Source organism: Psychrobacillus sp. NPDC093180 (assembly GCF_044754065.1).
In the GTDB taxonomy this organism is placed as follows: Bacteria; Bacillota; Bacilli; order Bacillales_A; family Planococcaceae; genus Psychrobacillus.
In genome coordinates, this window is sequence record NZ_JBIVOJ010000002.1 from 192,284 (window position 1) to 211,501 (window position 19,218).

Here is a 19,218-nt window from a genome sequence, read left to right on the forward strand (position 1 = left end):
GGTCGAAATGTCACATACACAAAGTTATGATGTAGTGGTAGTTGGAGCAGGGAATGCAGCTTTATGTTCGGCGATTGCTGCAAAAGAGGGTGGAGCGAATGTTCTTGTCTTGGAAAGAGGACCTGAGGAAAAACGTGGAGGGAACTCCTTTTTTACAGATGGGGCAATTCGTGTTGCTTATAATAATTTAGAAGCTATCCGAAAAATTATTCCAGAATTGACAGATGAAGAAGCAGATCTAATCATGATGCCCGAATACGGTGAAAGTGATTATTATGATGATCTGATGCGCGTTACAGGAGGAAAAAGTAATCCTGGACTTGCGAAACAGTTAGTTTCTAAATCTTATGAAACGATTGCATGGATGCGAGATCAAGGTATCAAATTTGAGTTGAACTATGAAAATCAATCCTTTATACAAGATGGTAAACGCCACTTTTGGGGCGGTCTGCCTATTAAAACAGAAGACAAAGGTGTAGGACTAATGAAGCAACTTTTCACTAAAGTGAAGGAGCTCGAAATCGATATATGGTATGAATCGCGAGCGGTGAAATTAATAAAAGAGAACAACCAAATTACGGGTATTGTAGTGGAGAAAGATAACGAGAAAGTTACAGTAAATACAGTCGGTGTCATTTTAGCTTGCGGTAGTTTCGAGGCAAATAAGAAATTGAGAAGCGAACATATCGGTGAAGAATGGGAAGCTGCCATTGTCCGTGGGACTGAATTTAATACAGGTGATGGTATTTTCATGGCTTTAGAAGTTGGAGCTCAAAAATTTGGAGAATGGTCCGGCTGCCATTCGATTGGAACAGATTCAAACGCACCGATTGTGGGAGACTTTACAAAACCGGGTGATATTTTTAAAAAGCATTCGTATCCTTACAGCATTATGCTGAATAATGACGGTAAACGTTTTGTAGATGAAGGAGCAGATTTACGGAATTATACGTATGCCAAATATGGTCGCGAAGTATTAAAACAACCAGGACATGTAGCTTACCAAATTTATGATGCTCAAGTTCGCCCGATGCTGCGGAAAGAATATGACTTGGAAGAAGCAACTTTCTATCAAGCCGATACGCTAGAAGAACTTGCAAATTTATTGCCAGTAGCTCAAAAACAATTTCTAAAAACGATTGAAGAGTATAACAAGGCAGTGCAGGAAGGCGATTACAAGCCGGCAGAGAAAGATGGAAAAGGAACGAAAGGAATTACTCCACCAAAATCGAACTGGGCACTCCGAATTGAGAAATCGCCATTCTACGCTTTCCCTGTAACATGTGGTATCACCTTCTCGTTTGGTGGATTACATGTAAATACCTCGGGAGAAGTATTGAATAAAGAAGAACAGCCGATTAAAGGACTGTTTGCGGCTGGTGAAATGATTGGTGGAATCTTTTACGAAAACTATCCAGGCGGATCTGGTCTGATGTCTGGTGCCGTTTATGGAAAATTAGCAGGTACATCTGCCGCGCAGTATATCCTAGGCAAAAATGCGGAGCTGGTGAACTAATCTTATACGAATAGAATTCTCCCTGATTATAGCGTCGGGGAGAATTCATTTAACTAAGTATGTATACGCTTTCAAAGCTTACTAGAAAAATGGAGATTCATACTATCTGAAGGGGTGAAGTAGTAATGATGAAAACGGCAAAATGGAAAGGAATTTTACTTGGAACAGTTATGGCGTTAGGCTTAGCGGGATGTAGCGGATCTGAGGGGAATACCGCTAGTGGAGCTAATAAAAATGCGTACCCAGAAAAAGCAATTGTTGTCGTAGCACCTTCTGGACCAGGGGGAGGTTGGGATAGAACAGCTCGAACATTTACGAAAGTGATGACAGATGCCAAGCTTGTGGATGGAAGTATGACGGTCGAAAATAAGCCGGGCGGTGGAGGCACTGTCTTCCTCGCTAGTTATGTTACACAAGAAGCTAAAAATGATTACAAATTATTCACAGGTTCACCTCCTGTTCTAATCAATCATTTGAAAAAAGAAGGGAATAGCCCATTTGGACATAACGATACGACACCTCTTGCCCAATTAACAAAAGATTATGGCTCCATTGTGGTTAGAGCAGATTCTAAGTATAATGATCTCCAAGCATTATTAGATGATTTAAAAAAGGATCCTACCTCTCTTTCATTTGCAGGAGGATCAGGCCCTGGTTCGATGTATCATTTAGTTTCCATATTACCTGCGTATAAGACTGGAATAGATCACAAATCCATCAAATACGTCTCGTATGATGGCACCGGCGAAGCCATGACTGCTTTATTAGGTGGTAATGCGGATGTACTTGCAACAGATGCTTCATCTGTAACTCAGTATGTAAAAGCTGGAGAAGTAAAAGTGCTTGCGGTCGCTTCTCCGGAGCGGATGGGAGGAGAACTGAAAGACGTCCCGACTATGAATGAACTAGGAATCGATGCGGAATTTATGATTTGGCGAGGAATCTTTGGACCAAAAGAAATGAGTGAGGGTGCGCTTAGCTACTGGAATGAGAAGATTCAACAAATGGTAGAAACAGAAGAATGGAAAACAGCAATGACAAGTGCCGGTTGGGAAAGTGACTATAAAAACTCAGAAGACTTTAAAGAATTTTTAAATCAGCAGAATGATCAAATTGCGGAACTGCTTAACGCACTAGATATGGCCAAATAGTTTTCTTTTTTTGATCTAAGCGTACGAGTCAAGCAAAACTGTTCTTATTAAAAAAATGTCCTTATGTAAGAAACAATCTAGTCTTGTTTCTCACATAGGGACGTTTTTAGTAAGTCGGCAAATTTAGATGCAGTTAGTGGTTTAGAGAACAAGTAACCTTGAATAATATTGCAATTGTATTTTTGTAATACTTGCAGCTGTTCATTCGTTTCAACGCCTTCAGCAATTACTTCCATCTTTAGCTGGTGTGACAGTTGGATAATCATATTCACTATAAAATTGGAATCCTCTTCATGTGAACTACTTAAATCACGAATAAAAGAACGGTCAATTTTAAGGATATCTAGTTTTCCTTTGAAACGATTAAGATAGGAAAGGGAAGAGTAACCTGTTCCAAAATCGTCTAGGGCGATTTTAATACCTAAATTTCTAAGTTCATCTAATACAGAAAAAACAATTTCCTCATTTTCTAACAGAGATGTCTCTGTTATTTCTATTTCTAAGTATTGAGGTTCTAGTTTCGTATCTTTCAACGTCTGAACTATATTGCAAATTAAATCTCTTTCTAAAAAGCGAGATGCAGATAAATTAATTGAAATAGGAATCATCGGAAGTTGCGCTTCTTGCCAAGCTTTATTTTGAGCACAAGCTGTTTGTTTCACCCATTTACCTATCTCATTTATTATTCCCGTTTTCTCAGCTAAAGGAATAAATTCATTTGGTGAAATAATTCCCCATTTAGGATGATTCCATCTTATAAGAGCTTCGGCTCCTATAATTTGATTGGTTTTAGCATTGATTTTTGGTTGGTAGTATAATTCTAATTGGTTTTGCTCAATTGCATATGGAAGGCTAGACTCTAGAGAAAATGATTTATTTAGTTGGGAATGGATGATATTTGAGCTATATTGCGATAGTGTAGGATTATATTGTTGAAGATTTGCTTTAGATTCCATAGTCTTTCTCCTTATATGTTTAGTTTATGAGCGCTTCCAACAGAATGTCCAGTTGAACTAAGTACTTAGCTAAGATCAACTGGATTTCTACAAGTGGGAAATGTTTTTTCTTGAACTATTAGAAAAATCTAATAGAATTAATTAATGAATGGTAGATCTAAGGTTGTAATTGGACCTTTAACTTTTGGTTGAGCAGTCTCATTACCGATGTTTGAATAAAGTACTACAGATAGAACAAATAGGACAACCAATACTTTTTTAAACTTTTTCATGTTTTTTTACCTTCCTTTTCATAATAATATGGGGTGATTCTTTGGAAATGAAATACTTAGGTTTAGAAATTAGCAAACTTAGAGCTGAAATGGGGATGTCCCAGAAGGAGCTCGCAAGTAATATTTGTACACAGTCGACTATAAGTAGAATTGAAGCAGGAGAAGTATATCCGGCAATAGATACATTATTAAAAATCGCATTAAAACTACAAGTTCCAGTCGAATACTTCATAGAAATGTTATTTCATAAAAATGTACTAGAAAGTGAAAAGCTAATAAAAGATATTGAGTTTCATTTAAAAGAGCATGATTATAAAAAAGTTCTTTCGATCCTTAGCAATAAAAAGATGGATGGAGATAATATTTGGTTAAATTTTTATCTAGACTATATTTTACATACATCTCATTACTACTTAAAAATGATTTCTCCAGAAGAATGCATTCTAAAGTTAAAGAGCATTTTAAACTTTTCCAATCAAACTACAATACAGTTCCGATTTTTGCATATAAAAATTAACAATACAATTGCTAATGTATATGGAGAGAATGGAGAAAGTCAAAAATGTTTATTCCACTATAATAAAATCTTAAAAGAGCATATGCATAAAAATTATAACGATCATAAGATTTTTGAAACCCTTATTACTGTATTATTCAACAAATGTAAAATACTTTACGATATACAAGACTTCGATGTAGCTTTAGAAACTGCAAATCAAGGGATACAAAAATCAAAAGAGACGTCTTTTTTCTTTTTGGTTGGTCAATTTTTATACTACAAAGGTCAGTGCTTAGAAAAAATGAATGTTGCTATTGTAGAAATCAAAGAAGTATATAAGCAAGCATTGTTTTTCTTTGAATTCCTCGAACTTCCTTTTTACATCAGTGCAATTAAACAAAATAAAAAACAATACTTAGACTAAATTAAGAAGACTTATGTGGCGAACATTAACATGCTATTTGCTAAAGGATAAATAGTTTCTCCAAACTAATATTAAGATGTTGTACTCCTTAAATAAATTGCAATAAGAATAATTGAGTGTTTACAAGAGGTACAAAATACTTAATAATTTCTGTGTAAAATATCTTTTGCATTTCAAATATACTAAATTTGATAAGAAAAATCTCTAGAATATGCATAAATGGATATTTTCCTCTTTAAGCTTGCACTTTATGTCGAACTTTGTCCCTGTATTTGAAAAAAAGATTTTTAAAAAAGATGTTTAAATGATTTTGAGTGGGGTACATAAATAATACAAGGCGGAACTACCGTAGGAAGGGACTGGTAAACGATGCGTTTACAAGAGACTCCAAAGGATGATTTGCACAGCCTTGGCGGAAAATTTGCTTTACTGGCGAAAGGCACTCTCGTCGGGAACCGATATATTTAGGTTCTGATCCAAAGAGTATGATCGGCAAGTGAAAGAAAAGTTTTTTGTGGAAGTGCACCTTGATGTCTGATGATGTTTCAGACAAAGTGAACTGCACTGACGAGATGAAAGTTAACATTGTCAGTAACGTTTTAACAAAGTAACATTAGCGAATTTTCCGAGCGTATCCCCATTTAGGGGAAAGAAGAAAGCGTAGTCCAATTAGGATTACGCTTTTTCTTTTCTTTTGTAGTACATCTGAAGATATTAATCTATAGCGTGTATAGAATTTTTTTAAAAAAAGATGTTTAACTAATATGAGGCGGGGTATATAAATAATACAAGGCGGAACTACCGTAGGAAGGGACTGGTAAACGATGTGTTTACAAGAGACTCCAAAGGATGATTTGCACAGCCTTGGCGGAAAATTTGCTTTACTGGCGAAAGGCACTCTCGTCGGGAACCGATATATTTAGGTTCTGATCCAAAGAGTATGATCGGCAAGTGAAAGAAAAGTTTTTTGTGGAAGTGCACCTTGATGTCTGATGGTTTTTCAGACAAAGTGAACTGCACTGACGAGATGAAAGTTAATATTGTCAGTAACGGTTTAACAAAGCAACAATAGCGAATTTTCCGAGTGTATCCCCATTTAGGGGAAAGAAGAAAGCGTAGTCCAATTAGGATTACGCTTTTTTCTTTCCATATGTAAAAATGTACTGTATTGGGTAATCTATAGTTATGTGGATTTAATAGTTTGGAGGATTGGTGATGATTGTTTTAATTGAATGTATTTATAGGACTCCTAAAGGTGTGGAAACTACCTTCCGTTCGGAAGAGATGCCGGCAACTCAAGCCCTACTTGTGGCAGAGGACTTGGAGAAAATAGGTCGTGCAAAGAATGTGATTTTCATTGATCGTTTTGATAGTTCGTGGACGATAAAAGAGCTGAAAGGCTATTTGAAAGGAATCGAAACGGAACCACATAATGTGACCGTTTATTTTGACGGTGGTTTCGACCGAGCGACTAGTAGTTCAGGCTTGGGGTGTGTTATTTATTATGAGCAAAGTGGAAAGTCATATCGATTGAGAAGAAACTCGTTTGCTACCGAGCTTGTATCCAATAATGAGGCCGAATATGCAGCGTTTTATCTAAGCCTGCAAGAGCTTGAAATTCTAGGGGTTCATCATTTACCAGTCCGCTTCATTGGAGATTCACAGGTCGTGATTAATCATTTGAGTGAAGAATGGCCAGTGATAGAAAAGGATTTATCTAGTTGGGCAGATCGTATTGAAGCTAAAATGAAAGACTTAGGTATTCAGCCAGAATACGAATTGGTCCCAAGAAAAGCAAATGCGGAAGCGGATCGGTTGGCCACCCAAGCACTGAATGGTATTGAAATTACGGGGACTAGTGAGATGGATAAAAACTAGCTATTGGAGAAACTAAAAAATCCTTTCTCAGTTACACAAAGACTGTGGAAGGATTTTTTGCTTTATCTCCTTTCTATAGCTCGCTACATTTATTTCAATAATAGAGTTGTGTCTCTGAAAGGGAAAAGCTATTATTATAACAGTTGTAGTTCTATTCTAATAACATTGATATAGGTACTTATGCATACTATAGAATGGGTGAAGGAGGGATTAATAGTGAAGAAAATTTTATCGTTTGTATTAGTGGGAGCGCTTGCTCTTTCTAGTGTGTGGACTCCTACAGCACAGGCAGAGAATAAGAAAGTCGATTATGTAGCATTAGGTGATTCCCTAGCAGCTGGTCATACCCCATATGGGATTAAGATTGGCAGGGGCTTCACAGATATTATTAGTGAAGAGCTCGCTAAAAAAGATATGTTAGCGTCTTTTAACAAAAACTTTGCAATGACGGGAGAAACGAGCGTTGGCTTGTTGGAAACATTAAAGCGTGCTGAGGTACAGCAAGCTTTAAAAGAGGCAGAACTGGTTACGATTATTAGCGGTGCCAACGATTTTATAGATGAAATGTACAATCCAGAGGATGAAAGTATTAATACAGATCTTGCGACAGCGTCGACATTATTAAATAAAGTAGCTAGTAATTTGACTGCTGCTATTCAACAAGTGAAAGCACTCAACCCCGAAGCGGAAATTTATTTATTTGGTTATTATTTTCCGTTACCTCATATAGCGGATAATGGGGTCAAGCAACAGTTGAAACTCGCTTTTAGTTTTGTAAATAGTAGAATGGCTGAAATCGCGAAAAGAGAGAATGTACATTTTGTGGAAATAGCAATTGCTTTTGATGTAAATGGCACTTCCTACTTGGAAAACCCAAAGGACATTCATCCAAATGAAGCAGGGTATCAAGTATTGGCTGACCAATTTCTACAAAATTATTTGATGCATGTACAGGTTCCAAAAGACAGCCCGAAAGTAATGTGGGGGAAAACTGAGCTTAAAATTGGTCAAATCGGTAAAGTAACGATTCTTCAAGATACTTATCTAATGAAAATAGAAACAGATGGCTCTTTATCTACTATTCGAACATTGAAAAAGGGAGAAGAGTATCGAGTTTACAGCTATAAAGGGCAACAGAATGGGCTTTATGGTTTAGGGGGAAGTAGCTTTGTTCAAAAGAACGCGGCAATTCGTTACGAAACTCCATCTAAAGCAAAGCTAGCATTATTACAAAAGAAGAACTGAGTAGAAAAAAGCGACTGAAACTTCAGCCGCTTTTTTAGTCTTTTGCATTATGGTTGGTATTTTGTTGTTTTGCAGGTGATTGGTTATTTGCTTCTGGTAAAGATTCTTCTTTTTCAGGAAGCTTTTTTTGTTGAGATTTTGGAAAGGCATTTTTTGCTGCTGATTTAGAATCGGGCTCTTGTACTTTTTCATTGTAATACTGAACGCTTGTCATGGCTCCTTCTTCTACCATACGATTGTCGTCTGGGTCTTTAGGATCTGAGAAACCAGCTTTCGTCATTTGTGTTGGCTTATGTTTTTTTGTATCCGTATAAGAATTGATTTTTGTTTTTGTATTTTTCAAAGTTGTGATTGCTTGGTCTCTATTTTCAATTTTAGTGAAATAGGCATATGATAATGCGGCAATTCCTCCAATTAATAAGGCACATCTAGTTTTATTCATCTTCGTCACTCCCTAAATGTAATGTATTGTTTTTATATGATACCCATTTCAAATAGCCGCCAAACATTTTCGAGAGTGGCAATTTCTAAATTAATGATTACTGATAGCCTATTTAGTCTGTTGGAAAAATAGTGTAAAATAGTAATTTAGCTTATGTATAAAAGGAGAAAAAAGAAGCATGACAGGAAAGACTCACATCATTGGCGGTATTACAGCAAGTCTTGCTTTTGCCCAAACTTCAAATTATGAAACCGTCCTTTTAGTTGGCGCTGGCGTTGTCGGTTCTTTGATTCCAGATATTTGCCACGGAGGTAGTAAAATCGGGCGGAAACTGCCTTTACTCTCTAAAATTATTAGCACCCTTTTTGGTCACCGTTCCTTTACGCATAGTTTATTGTTTTTGTTTCTTATTGGGATACTTTTAAAGTCATTCGTAACAAATGAATCTATCGTAGCGGGAATCATAGTAGGAATGGCCAGCCATTATATTTTGGATATGGCTACGAAAAACGGGATCAAATTATTGTATCCGATTAAAGTAACGGTGCGTTTTCCGATTACAACGAAAACTGGAGGAGCAGTGGAAGATGTAGTGTTTGCTGCATTATCGCTACTTACGGTTTATTATGGATATGGAGTTTTTACTAGTTATTTTTAGTTTTGTAAAAAAAATCTATAAAATGAAAAAAGCTATTTCACTTAGGTTTCTATGTGAAATAGCTTTTTTATTAAAGTAAAATTATTTCTGCGGTAATTTTCATAGATTTCAAAATATTCTGTTTGTGTTAAAACTCTATTTTAATTATAATAAAGTAGTTGCTTGATTATTCTATTTATTAAATGAAATTGTAAGTTATTAAATAGAATATGCCTAGCAGAAATAATACTAGGAGGGAAATTATGAAGAGGAATATGGTAAAAAAGTCTGTAGTTGCAACAGTTCTTGCAACGTCCTTATTAACTTCAACAAGTGTTAGTTTCGCAAATAATTCTTTGCAAGAAATTGTCGACCAGGCGAGAAAAGATATGAAAGAAGCAGCTTATGCTTATGTAGTACCTTCACAAAATGGAAAACTCGCAACAAGTTTAGATTTGTATCCTGCATTGAATTCGGCAAAAGCAAATTACCAAAAAGCTAGAAAAGCAATCTTGAAATCAAATGCAAAAAATAAGGATACTTTGTTAAAAGATTTAGATGCTTTATATGAAGAACGTATAACAAAAGGAATTATACCTTATATTGACGCTTACAATTATGCAGACAAATATCTAACGCCGATTATGGCAGATCTTAAAAAGGCTGAGTCAGAAAAAGACTGGGCAAAAGTGGAGAATTTATATCACAAGCTATCCGTTCAATTAAAAAGCCGTACAGCGATTCTTTATCGTTTTACAGGTAAAGCTCCAAGGGATTTATTGTTAAAACAATATAAAGACCCTGCAAACCTTAAACGTGATCAGTTAATGGTACCGGTAACTGTTTATATGAAAGTACTAGAAGCAGATAAATTATTAGCAGCGGGAAAAACTGCTGAAGCTATAAAAGTTTTAGAGACGATTAAACCTTTACTCTATAGATTGCCAGCTACTGAACATCTTCCGATGGTGAAAGAATTATTAGAAAAAGTAGAAGCGGTAAGTAAAAAAGCAGGGGTTGTCATCCTAACACCTACTACCCCACCTACTACTCCACCTACTACTGGTGGCGGAGGTAATAACGGCGGTGGAAACAGTGGAGGCGGTGACGGTAATACTGGCTCAAACTTTAATTTATCCTTGATGCATACCAACGATACACACGCAAACTTGGATAATGTAGCGAAACGTGTTACAGCGGTCAAGGATGTTCGTAAAGCAAAACCATCTGCACTATTAATAGATGCAGGAGATGTCTTCTCCGGAACTTTATATTTTAATGAATTTAAGGGGCAAGCTGATTTAGAATTTATGAACTTGATGAAATATGATGTGATGACTCTTGGGAACCACGAGTTTGATCTTGGCTCAGGATCGGAAGGTCACAAAGCATTAGCAGAGTTTATCAAAAAAGCTAATTTCCCAATTGTAAGCTCTAATGTAGACTTTTCACAAGATGAACATTTAAAAGGTCTTTTTAATGTGAAGATATCAAGTGATGCGAAAAATAGTCAAATTTATAGCGGTATTATAAAAGTTGTAGATGGGCAAAAAGTAGGGTTGTTCGGCTTAACAACAGCAGAAACAAAAGATATTTCAAGCCCTGAAAAGGTAACTTTTACTGACTATGTAAAAGCAGCTCAAACAATGGTAGATGAGTTCCAAAAGCAAGGAGTTAACAAAGTTATTGCGGTAACTCACCTAGGTTATGATGATAATCCAGCTTATGACAATGACTTGCAATTGGCAGCAAAAGTTACAGGAATCGATGTAATTGTAGGCGGGCACAGTCATACAAAGCTAGAAAAACCGGTTGTAGTAAATAAAGATCTTAATGGCAAAGCAAAAGACCCGACAGTTATTGTGCAGGCGTATCAATATAGTGAATATTTAGGAACATTGGATGTAGAGTTTGATAAATATGGAAGAGTAATAAAACATGCTGGCGATTTAATAAGTATCAATGCAAAACAAGAGGATGCAGAAGCAGCTGAATCGTTGAAAAAATACTCGGATAAAATCAAAGAGTTGAAAGAACAGCCTACTGGTGCAACAGCTGTAAAAGCTTTAGAAAACCCTAGATCAAGTGCAGATAGTAATGTTAGTGTAAGAAGTAATGAAACTCCACTTGGAAATCTGATTACAGATGGCATGCTAAATAAAGCAAAAGTGTATAACGAAGATGTCGTTATGGCATTCCAAAATGGTGGAGGGATAAGAGCAGGGATTAACCAAGGTCCGATAACAGTAGGTGAAGTTATTACAGTACTTCCATTTGGAAATACATTAGCGACAGTAGAGCTAACTGGTGCAGAATTAAAAGCAACATTTGAAACTAGTTTTAAAGAATTTCCTAAAGAAAATGGTGGCTTCCTTCATGTATCTGGTGCAAAAGTAGAATTCGATTCATCTAAGCAGGTAGGAAAGCGTGTAGTTTCTATTAAATATAAAGCGGCAAATGATAGCTTTTTAGAAATTAAAGATGACGAAAAATATGTAGTTGCAACCAATGCCTTTACAGCAAAAGGTGGAGATGGCTACGATGTGCTGAAAAAAGCATATGAAGAGGGAAGAGTTACAGATTTAGGGCTTTCTGACTGGGAGAACTTACGTGAACATATTGCAAGCCTAGTAAATGTTGATCCAAAAGTAGAGGATCGTATCGTTGACATTGCAAGTAAAGGCCCTGGCACTGAACTTCCAGGAGGAGAGATTGCAGCAGAAGATTTCTCTGGTACACCAGAAGCACTGAAAGTATATAATGGCGACGTTACAGTATCAGTGACCGATGTTGCTAAACTTGAAAATGCAGTAATCAAAGGTGACTTGATTCTTAAAGGTAATCCAAGCGGAAGCATTTCTTTTTCTAATATTACAGTTGAAGGGGATGCAGACTTTACTGGACTAGGCGGGAAAACAGTGAATTTTGACGGTATAACAATTATTGGTGAAATGATTCTTTGATAGTTTGTAAGTTGTTCTTCGTAATTTTTAAAGGCTTTGTAGAATAATTAATTTACTAAAAATCCCTACTTAAAAAGGAGAATTCTCAGATGAGTAAAAGGAATTGGAAAAAGCCTATAAATGCTTTTTTATCCGCTGGTCTTGTAGCCGGATTAATAATTCCGGCAATCCCAACTAATGCTGTAGCGGCTACAAATGCATCTGATCTAATTATTTCAGAGTATATAGAAGGTAGTAGCTTTAATAAGGCAATAGAAATATACAATGGAACGGGAGCTACAGTTGATTTAAGTGCTTATACACTTGAGCTTCATACCAATGGAGCGGCTACAGCAGGAAACAAAGTAACATTATCGGGTAGCTTAGCTAATGATGGCACCTATGTAGTGCATCATAAAGATGCAAATGCCGATATAAAAAGCAAAGGGAATCAAATAGATTCAACTGTTATTAATTTTAATGGTGATGATCCCATTGTTTTAAGAAAATCAGGTGAAGTGATTGATTCCATTGGACAGGCAAACGGTTCTAAGATAAATTTTGGCGTGGATGTTACACTAGTTCGCAAAAGTTCGGTTAAGACAGGTGATAGAATAATTGATAATACATTTGATCCATCTGTAGAATGGACGACGCTTCCCAAGGACGATTCTTCTAATTTAGGTTCACACATAATGGATAGTGATGGTCCTGGACCGATAGAAAATAAAGTTGATACCGTAACAGTGTCGACGCCACCTTCAAGCGTTCCAAAAAACACTGAAATTATTCTATCAACAAAAACAGAAGGAGCAACAATTTATTACACAACTAATGGGTCAGAACCAACAGTATCAAGTACTAAATACGAAGCTCCAATCGTCATTGATAAAGATATGACGGTAAAAGCTATCGCTATAAAAGAAGGACTTGAAAACAGTGCGGTTGCTGAGTTTAGTTATACAGTATCAAGTGAAGAAGGGACAGTATCAATAGCAGAGGCACGTGCTACAGCGCTTGGTCAGACAGTAACTGTTAAAGGAATTGTAGCTGCAAACTTAAAGAATACTATTTCGATTCAAGATTCTACAGGTGGTATTGCCGTACGCCCTACTAGCCTGCCTTTAACTGTAGGGGATGAAGTGGTCCTCACTGGTAAATTAGCAGATTATCGGGGACTTCTTCAATTAGATGGGGCAACTATTGTGAATAAGTCAGGGAATGTAGGAGCACCATCACCAAAAATAGTTACAGGTGCAGAAGTATCTGAAAACAATGAATCACTTCTCGTGCAAGCAAATAATATTACATTGAAATCAGTAAATGCAGGAAACTATACAGCAACTGATGGAGTAACTGAATTCATTGTCCGTGATGAAAATGGTTCTTTAGGTTTGCTTGTTGGTAACACATATGAATCTATTACTGGTATTGTTCAACAGTTTGATTCAGATTACCAAATCATCCCTCGGTCAGTGCAAGATATTGTTTCCGATAGTTCTATTTTGCAACCGGTTATAGCAAATCCAGGTAGTGGAACATTTGTCGGCGGTACAAAAGTAACGTTGTCCACTACAACTGCAGGTGCTGAAGTTTATTACACAGTAGATGGAACTGAACCGACAAAAGAAAGCACCAAATATACTGCACCTATCGAGATTAAAAAAGATACAACAATTAAAGCTGTAGCAATAACTGCTGAGGGATCTTCTGAAGTGAAGTCTTTTGTTTATAAGATTACGGATAGTCTTCAAATTCATGATATTCAAGGAGCGGGTCACGCTACTTCATTCGATGGTCAAACTGTAGAAGGGATTCAAGGGATTGTTACTTACTCATTTGAATTAAGTGGTTCAACTTATTATCATATCCAAACACCGGATGAGTTAGCGGATAATAATCCCAATACCTCCGAGGCAATTTTACTTTATAGTGGTAAGAACAAGTGGCCAATTAAAGTAGGTGATTTGGTATCCGTTACTGGTAAGGTAAGTGAATATGCATACGATGGTTATGATGATCGTCAAACGACAGACTTGAAAACAACGCAAATCAACGTTCGAAATGATCAAGGTGGAAAAGTTGAAGTTTTGAAAAATGGTGTTGCTTTACCATCTCCAATCATCATCGATGAAACAAAAATGGCATTAGCAAAAATTGATAGTGATAACCTAACTGTATTCAATCCTACTGTAGATGCAATTGATTTCTGGGAAAGCATTGAAGGAATGCGAGTGGAAGTTGGAAATGTGAAAGCAGTTGCACCGCAAGAGCATGGAGACCTTGTTACACTTCTAGAAAAAGCGCCAACGAATTCTCTTCATGGCGGTGTATTGTATGAAGAGGGTAACCAAAATCCGAATCGTATACAATTCCGTTTAGAACCTAATGGTCCTGGGCGTGATTTTGAAGTAGCAACGGGGGATAAGTTTAACGGTCCGATTACTGGAGTAGTAGGTTATTCATTCCAAAACTTTAAAATCTATGTTTCTTTAGATGAAATGAAAGCTGCTCATACAAAGGGAACTGCAAAACCTGAGAAGACAACAATTGCTAAAGCAGAAGATAAATTAACGATTGCGTCTTATAACTTAGAGAACTTCTCAAACAATACAAAATCTACTTCCAATGATAAAGCTAGTAAATTAGCAAGAGCAATCGCTAATGACATGCAAAGTCCTGATATTGTTGGAGTGACGGAAGTTCAAGATAATAATGGGGAAGATTCTGGAGACTCAAAAGCAAACCAAAGCTATGCAAGATTGATTGCAGCAATAAAAGCTGCGGACGGAGCACAATATGAGTATGTGAATATTGACCCAGTAAACAATCAAGATGGTGGGGCGCCAAATGCCAATATCCGTGTTGGGTTCCTTTATAATCCGGAACGCGTGAAATTAACAGAAGGTATCTCTTCTGGAAATGCGACTACAGCTGTAGGTTACCAAGATGGTAAGTTAACACTTAATCCAGGACGCATTGACCCTACAAACAGCGCATTTAATAGCAGCCGTAAACCATTAGCAGCACAATTTGATTTTAAAGGTGAAAGTGTTATTGTAATAGCGAATCACTGGAATTCGAAGTCTGGAGATACTCCTTTATTTGGATCTATTCAACCTCCGAAATATGTTAGTGAAGCGCAACGCCATAAAATTGCGAATATCGTATATAACTTTGTAGATGATATTAAAACGAAAAATCCAGATGCAAATGTTGTTTCTTTAGGAGACTTTAATGATTATCAATTCTCTCAATCTTTAAGAATCCATGAAGGCAGTCTAATGACAAATATGATTAACAAAGTAGAAACTGCTGACCGTTACACCTATTTGTATCAAGGTAATTCACAAGTTTTAGATCATATTTTAGTTACTAAGAACTTAGAACGAAAAACAAAGATCGATATTCTTCATATAAACGCAGACTTTACGGATATGGCTGGACGCGCAAGCGATCATGATCCAGTAATGGTTCAAATCGATTTACTATCTGAAGATGTAGAAGAACCGATTAAAGCAGAAAAAGAATATGACTTTAAAAATCTTAAAACTAAGAAATTGACGATTGGGCAACCAAGCGTATCAGTTAAACTCGATGACAAGTCAGTTATTACAGAAGGGATTCTTTTCACAGGAGCTTACGCAGAATTCCAAGGTGAAGGTTTTGCGAAGCATTCTGTAACGATCAAACCTGTAAATGTTGGCGCAATTATTGATTTCAAAGGAACAAACGTACAGAAGTTAATTATTGACGGTACTAATGTAAAAGAAATTCGCGGAGCTGAAAACATTCAAGAAATTGAATTTATTAATGGTGCAAGTGCAGAAACTATTAAATTCACAAATGTTAAAGGGGGACCCATTGAGGTTCCTTCTTTACCCGGTGAAAATAAAGCCCCGATTGTAAAAAAAGCTATCGCTAACTTGGACATCAAAGATGGAGAAACAGCATCTATCTTATTGACAGAACATTTTTCTGATCCAGACAATGATAAACTGACTTTTACATCAACAAAAGGTACTGTTGAGGCAGACACATTAATATTAAACCTTGAATTAGGTACGCATATTGTTGGAGTTACTGCAACAGATGGTGAAAAGAGTGTAACTACGAACTTTAGTGTAAACGTGACTTCTACTGATTCTACTGTAGATGACTATTATAAAGATGCAATTGGCAAAGAAGGACAAGCATTGAAAGCCGCGCTACATGAAATTATCGATGATCATACTCAACTTTCTTATGATCAAGTGTGGGAAGCTTTAAAAGAGACGGATGAAGATCCGAACAATAAAAATAACGTTATTTTATTTTACTCAGGAGTATCACGTTCCAAAAATAGTAACGGTGGAAATGTAGGACAATGGAATCGTGAACATACATGGGCTAAATCACATGGCGACTTTGGGACAAGTAAAGGACCAGGTACTGATATCCATCATCTACGTGCTACGGATGTACAAGTGAATAGCGCTAGAGGAAATTTAGATTTTGATAATGGAGGAAGCCCAGTTAACGGATGTAATGGATGTTTCAAAACTTCGAATTCATTTGAGCCGCCAAATCGCGTAAAAGGTGATGTTGCAAGAATTCTCTTCTATATGGCTACTCGCTATGAAAAAGGAGATAAAGTTGATTTGGAATTAAACGAAAAGCTAGGTAATGGAAGTGCACCTTACCACGGCAAGCTGTCAACTCTCTTAAAATGGCATCTTCAAGACCCGGTTGATGAAGTGGAACTAAACAGAAATAATGTTATACAAAACTGGCAAGGAAATCGAAATCCATTTATCGATCATCCGGAATGGGTGCAATCAATTTGGGGGCAAACTGGCTCATCCAATGTTCAAAAAGCTTCATAATTTTAGAAAAAAGAAGTGTTACTGGTATCTGATACCCGTAACACTTTTTTATGTAAATACGTGCTAATAACAATTTACATTCATTTAACAATATTCACATTGTACTTAATATTTGTATTCTCTATTCTTAAATAGTTATTGTTGTATTCAATTATTAAAGACTTTTATTAGTAGATTAGTAGTTCACAAATATTAGTAGGAGGAAAATCATGAAAAAGAATACGGTAAAAAATTCAGTCATGGCCACGGTGCTTGCGACCTCATTATTTTCATCATCGGGAGTCAGTTTTGCAAGTAGCTCATTACAAGATATGGTGGATCAAGCGCGAAAAGATATGAAAGAGGAATCTTATGCTTATGTTGTTCCTGCACAGCAAGGAAAGATTATGACGAGTAAAGACCTTTATCCAGCGCTTAATACTGCAAAAGAAAGCTATCAAAAAGCTAAAGCAGCAATAGAAAAGTCGAAGTCCAAAAACAAAAAAGCATTATTAAATGATTTAGAAGACTTATATAATGAAAGAATTACAAAGGGCGTAGTACCGTATATTGATGCATATAACTATGCCACTAAATACATAACTCCGATCATGGATGCAATCGAAAAAGCAGAATCAAAAAAAGACTCGGCAGAAGTAGAAAAACAGCTTCAGAAGCTTACTGAACAATTGAAAGAAAGATCTGCAATTATGTACCGCTTCACAGGTAAAGCATCGCGTGATCTACTATTAGCGACATTCAAAACACCTGCTGATAAAAAACATGCACAGCTCATGGTATCTAGGTCAAATGTCAGCACTATTAAAACGCCACCCCTATATAATTCTAATTCGGAACAACTAACAGTTAAACAAGTCGCTCGTTATGACAGTGGTCAAGGAGAAACTGGAACGGAAATTTTAGCTTATGATGAAAAGCTGAAAAAAGCATTCGTTACAAATGGTGCTATTGGTGGATTTGATATTTTATCATTTGCTGATGTTAAATCAGGTGAATTTACACAAGTTGATTCAACGAAACGTGTTGTAATCGAGGATTACGGTGTTAAAGGCGTAAAGAACATTACAAGTATCACTTCTCATCCAACGGAAGATTTAATCGCCATTGCTGCTTACGCTGAAAAAACAGATCTAGGTTATATTATTTTTGCTACAAAAGATGGGAAGTTTGTGAAGTCTGTCCAAGTTGGGGCTTTACCAGATATGGTGACATTCACACCTGATGGAAAAAAAGTAGTTGTTGCAAATGAAGGAGAGCCAAATAAAGATACGACCATTGATCCAGAAGGTTCTATTTCTATCATTGATGTAGCTTCATTTGAAGAAACAACATTAACTTTCACCGAAGCTATGTTAGATGAAAATGTCCGGATGTCATACCAAGGCAAAGGTTCTTCCTACTTAGCACAGCTAGAACCAGAATATGTAACAGTTTCACTAGACAGTAAAACAGCCTATGTAACATTACAAGAAAATAATGCTATTGCTACTGTAGATCTAGTAAACAATAAAATTGTGTCTGTGAAAGGATTAGGAGTTATCGATCATTCTATAACTGGAAATGAAATGGATGCAAACAAAGATGATAAAGCGATTGGTATTGATAAAGCACCAATTCTTACTTGGCATATGCCAGATGCAGTGGATACTTTTGTGGTTCATGGCAAAACGTACATCATCATACCGAACGAAGGAGACTCTCGTGACTATGTAGATGATGGTGGTTATACGGAAGTAGCGGATCTTGCAGATATCGAGTTGCCGATTAAATTAGATGCTACTAAATACCAAGGTTATACACAAGAGGAACTAGACAAATTTGATTTGTCCAAATTGGATGGCTATAAAGTGACAACAGAAAATGGAATAAATGCTGAGGCTACTTCATATGAAGCAATTTATGGGTATGGTGGGCGTAGCTTCTCCATTTTCGATGCTGAATCGTTAGAGCAAGTATATGATAGCGGAAGTGAGTTTGAACGCATTATCGCTGAGAAAACACCAAAATATTTTAATACAAATAGCGATGAGATAAAAGTAGACAACCGTAGTGATGATAAAGGTCCTGAGCCTGAAACAGCTGTAGTTGGCGAAATTGATGGAACAACTTATGGATTTATTGCTTTAGAACGCTATAGCGGTATTATGGTTTATGATTTAACCGATGTAAAAGCTCCAAAGTTTGTCACACTTATTTCAAGCCGTGACTTCTCAGAAGATGCTGCTGGTGATGTTTCACCAGAAGGATTATTATTTATACCTGCTGAAAAGAGTCCAACCGGTAAAGCGTTACTTGCTGCAACTCACGAAATTTCAGGAACAGTTGCTGTATATGAATTTGAAGAGAAAGCAAAAGAAGCAAACTAAGCTCGAAGTCTGCTATTAAACGAGT

The 19,218-nt window shown here is 36.5% G+C and carries 11 protein-coding genes; 9 read left to right on the top strand and 2 right to left on the bottom strand.

The features are described 5' to 3' along the window. Window positions 1-7 precede the first annotated feature (7 nt). Together tcuA and ACIP9W_RS04065 are read left to right on the top strand one after the other, a co-directional pair. Window positions 8-1,516 carry an FAD-dependent tricarballylate dehydrogenase TcuA gene (tcuA, locus tag ACIP9W_RS04060; protein WP_400786319.1) on the top strand — a complete coding sequence of 503 codons (1,509 nt, stop codon included), beginning with the start codon at window positions 8-10 and terminating at the stop codon, window positions 1,514-1,516. Between the two features lie 128 nt (window positions 1,517-1,644). Beyond that, window positions 1,645-2,667 carry a tripartite tricarboxylate transporter substrate binding protein gene (locus tag ACIP9W_RS04065; RefSeq protein ID WP_400786872.1) on the top strand — a complete coding sequence of 341 codons (1,023 nt, stop codon included), beginning with the start codon at window positions 1,645-1,647 and terminating at the stop codon, window positions 2,665-2,667. A gap of 77 nt (window positions 2,668-2,744) precedes the next feature. Here the strand turns inward: ACIP9W_RS04065 and ACIP9W_RS04070 are convergent, their stop codons facing one another. Next, window positions 2,745-3,623, bottom strand: coding sequence for a putative bifunctional diguanylate cyclase/phosphodiesterase (locus ACIP9W_RS04070; protein ID WP_400786321.1), 879 nt, complete (start codon window positions 3,621-3,623; stop codon window positions 2,745-2,747). A 319-nt stretch (window positions 3,624-3,942) separates the two neighbouring features. On the opposite strand from ACIP9W_RS04070, the gene ACIP9W_RS04075 reads away from it, so the two are divergent. The 3 genes from ACIP9W_RS04075 to ACIP9W_RS04085 all read left to right on the top strand — a co-directional run bounded on the left by ACIP9W_RS04075 (window position 3,943) and on the right by ACIP9W_RS04085 (window position 7,941). Beyond that, window positions 3,943-4,818: a helix-turn-helix domain-containing protein gene (locus ACIP9W_RS04075; RefSeq protein WP_400786874.1), complete on the top strand. Its 876-nt coding sequence runs from the start codon at window positions 3,943-3,945 to the stop codon at window positions 4,816-4,818. A gap of 1,215 nt (window positions 4,819-6,033) precedes the next feature. Further along, a complete protein-coding gene (locus ACIP9W_RS04080; protein ID WP_400786323.1) occupies window positions 6,034-6,696 on the top strand; it encodes a ribonuclease H family protein in 663 nt (220 codons plus the stop codon). A gap of 216 nt (window positions 6,697-6,912) precedes the next feature. After that, window positions 6,913-7,941 (top strand): SGNH/GDSL hydrolase family protein, encoded by a 1,029-nt coding sequence (locus ACIP9W_RS04085; protein WP_400786325.1) that lies wholly within the window; start codon window positions 6,913-6,915, stop codon window positions 7,939-7,941. A gap of 34 nt (window positions 7,942-7,975) precedes the next feature. Here the strand turns inward: ACIP9W_RS04085 and ACIP9W_RS04090 are convergent, their stop codons facing one another. Then, window positions 7,976-8,383, bottom strand: a complete 408-nt coding sequence (locus tag ACIP9W_RS04090; protein ID WP_142539591.1) for a hypothetical protein — start codon at window positions 8,381-8,383, stop codon at window positions 7,976-7,978. 178 nt (window positions 8,384-8,561) lie between these two features. Here ACIP9W_RS04090 and ACIP9W_RS04095 point away from each other — a divergent pair, with 178 nt between their 5' ends. The 4 genes from ACIP9W_RS04095 to ACIP9W_RS04110 all read left to right on the top strand — a co-directional run bounded on the left by ACIP9W_RS04095 (window position 8,562) and on the right by ACIP9W_RS04110 (window position 19,193). Continuing rightward, window positions 8,562-9,041 (top strand): metal-dependent hydrolase, encoded by a 480-nt coding sequence (locus ACIP9W_RS04095; protein ID WP_400786327.1) that lies wholly within the window; start codon window positions 8,562-8,564, stop codon window positions 9,039-9,041. A gap of 242 nt (window positions 9,042-9,283) precedes the next feature. Then, entirely contained in the window at window positions 9,284-11,983 is a 2,700-nt protein-coding gene (locus ACIP9W_RS04100) for a 5'-nucleotidase C-terminal domain-containing protein (protein WP_400786330.1), read from the top strand. Window positions 11,984-12,072: 89 nt separating this feature from the next. Next, on the top strand, window positions 12,073-16,827 hold the full coding sequence (locus ACIP9W_RS04105; RefSeq protein ID WP_400786332.1) for an endonuclease: 4,755 nt from the start codon (window positions 12,073-12,075) through the stop codon (window positions 16,825-16,827). A 209-nt stretch (window positions 16,828-17,036) separates the two neighbouring features. Then, entirely contained in the window at window positions 17,037-19,193 is a 2,157-nt protein-coding gene (locus ACIP9W_RS04110) for a choice-of-anchor I family protein (RefSeq protein WP_400786334.1), read from the top strand. Window positions 19,194-19,218: the final 25 nt, after the last annotated feature.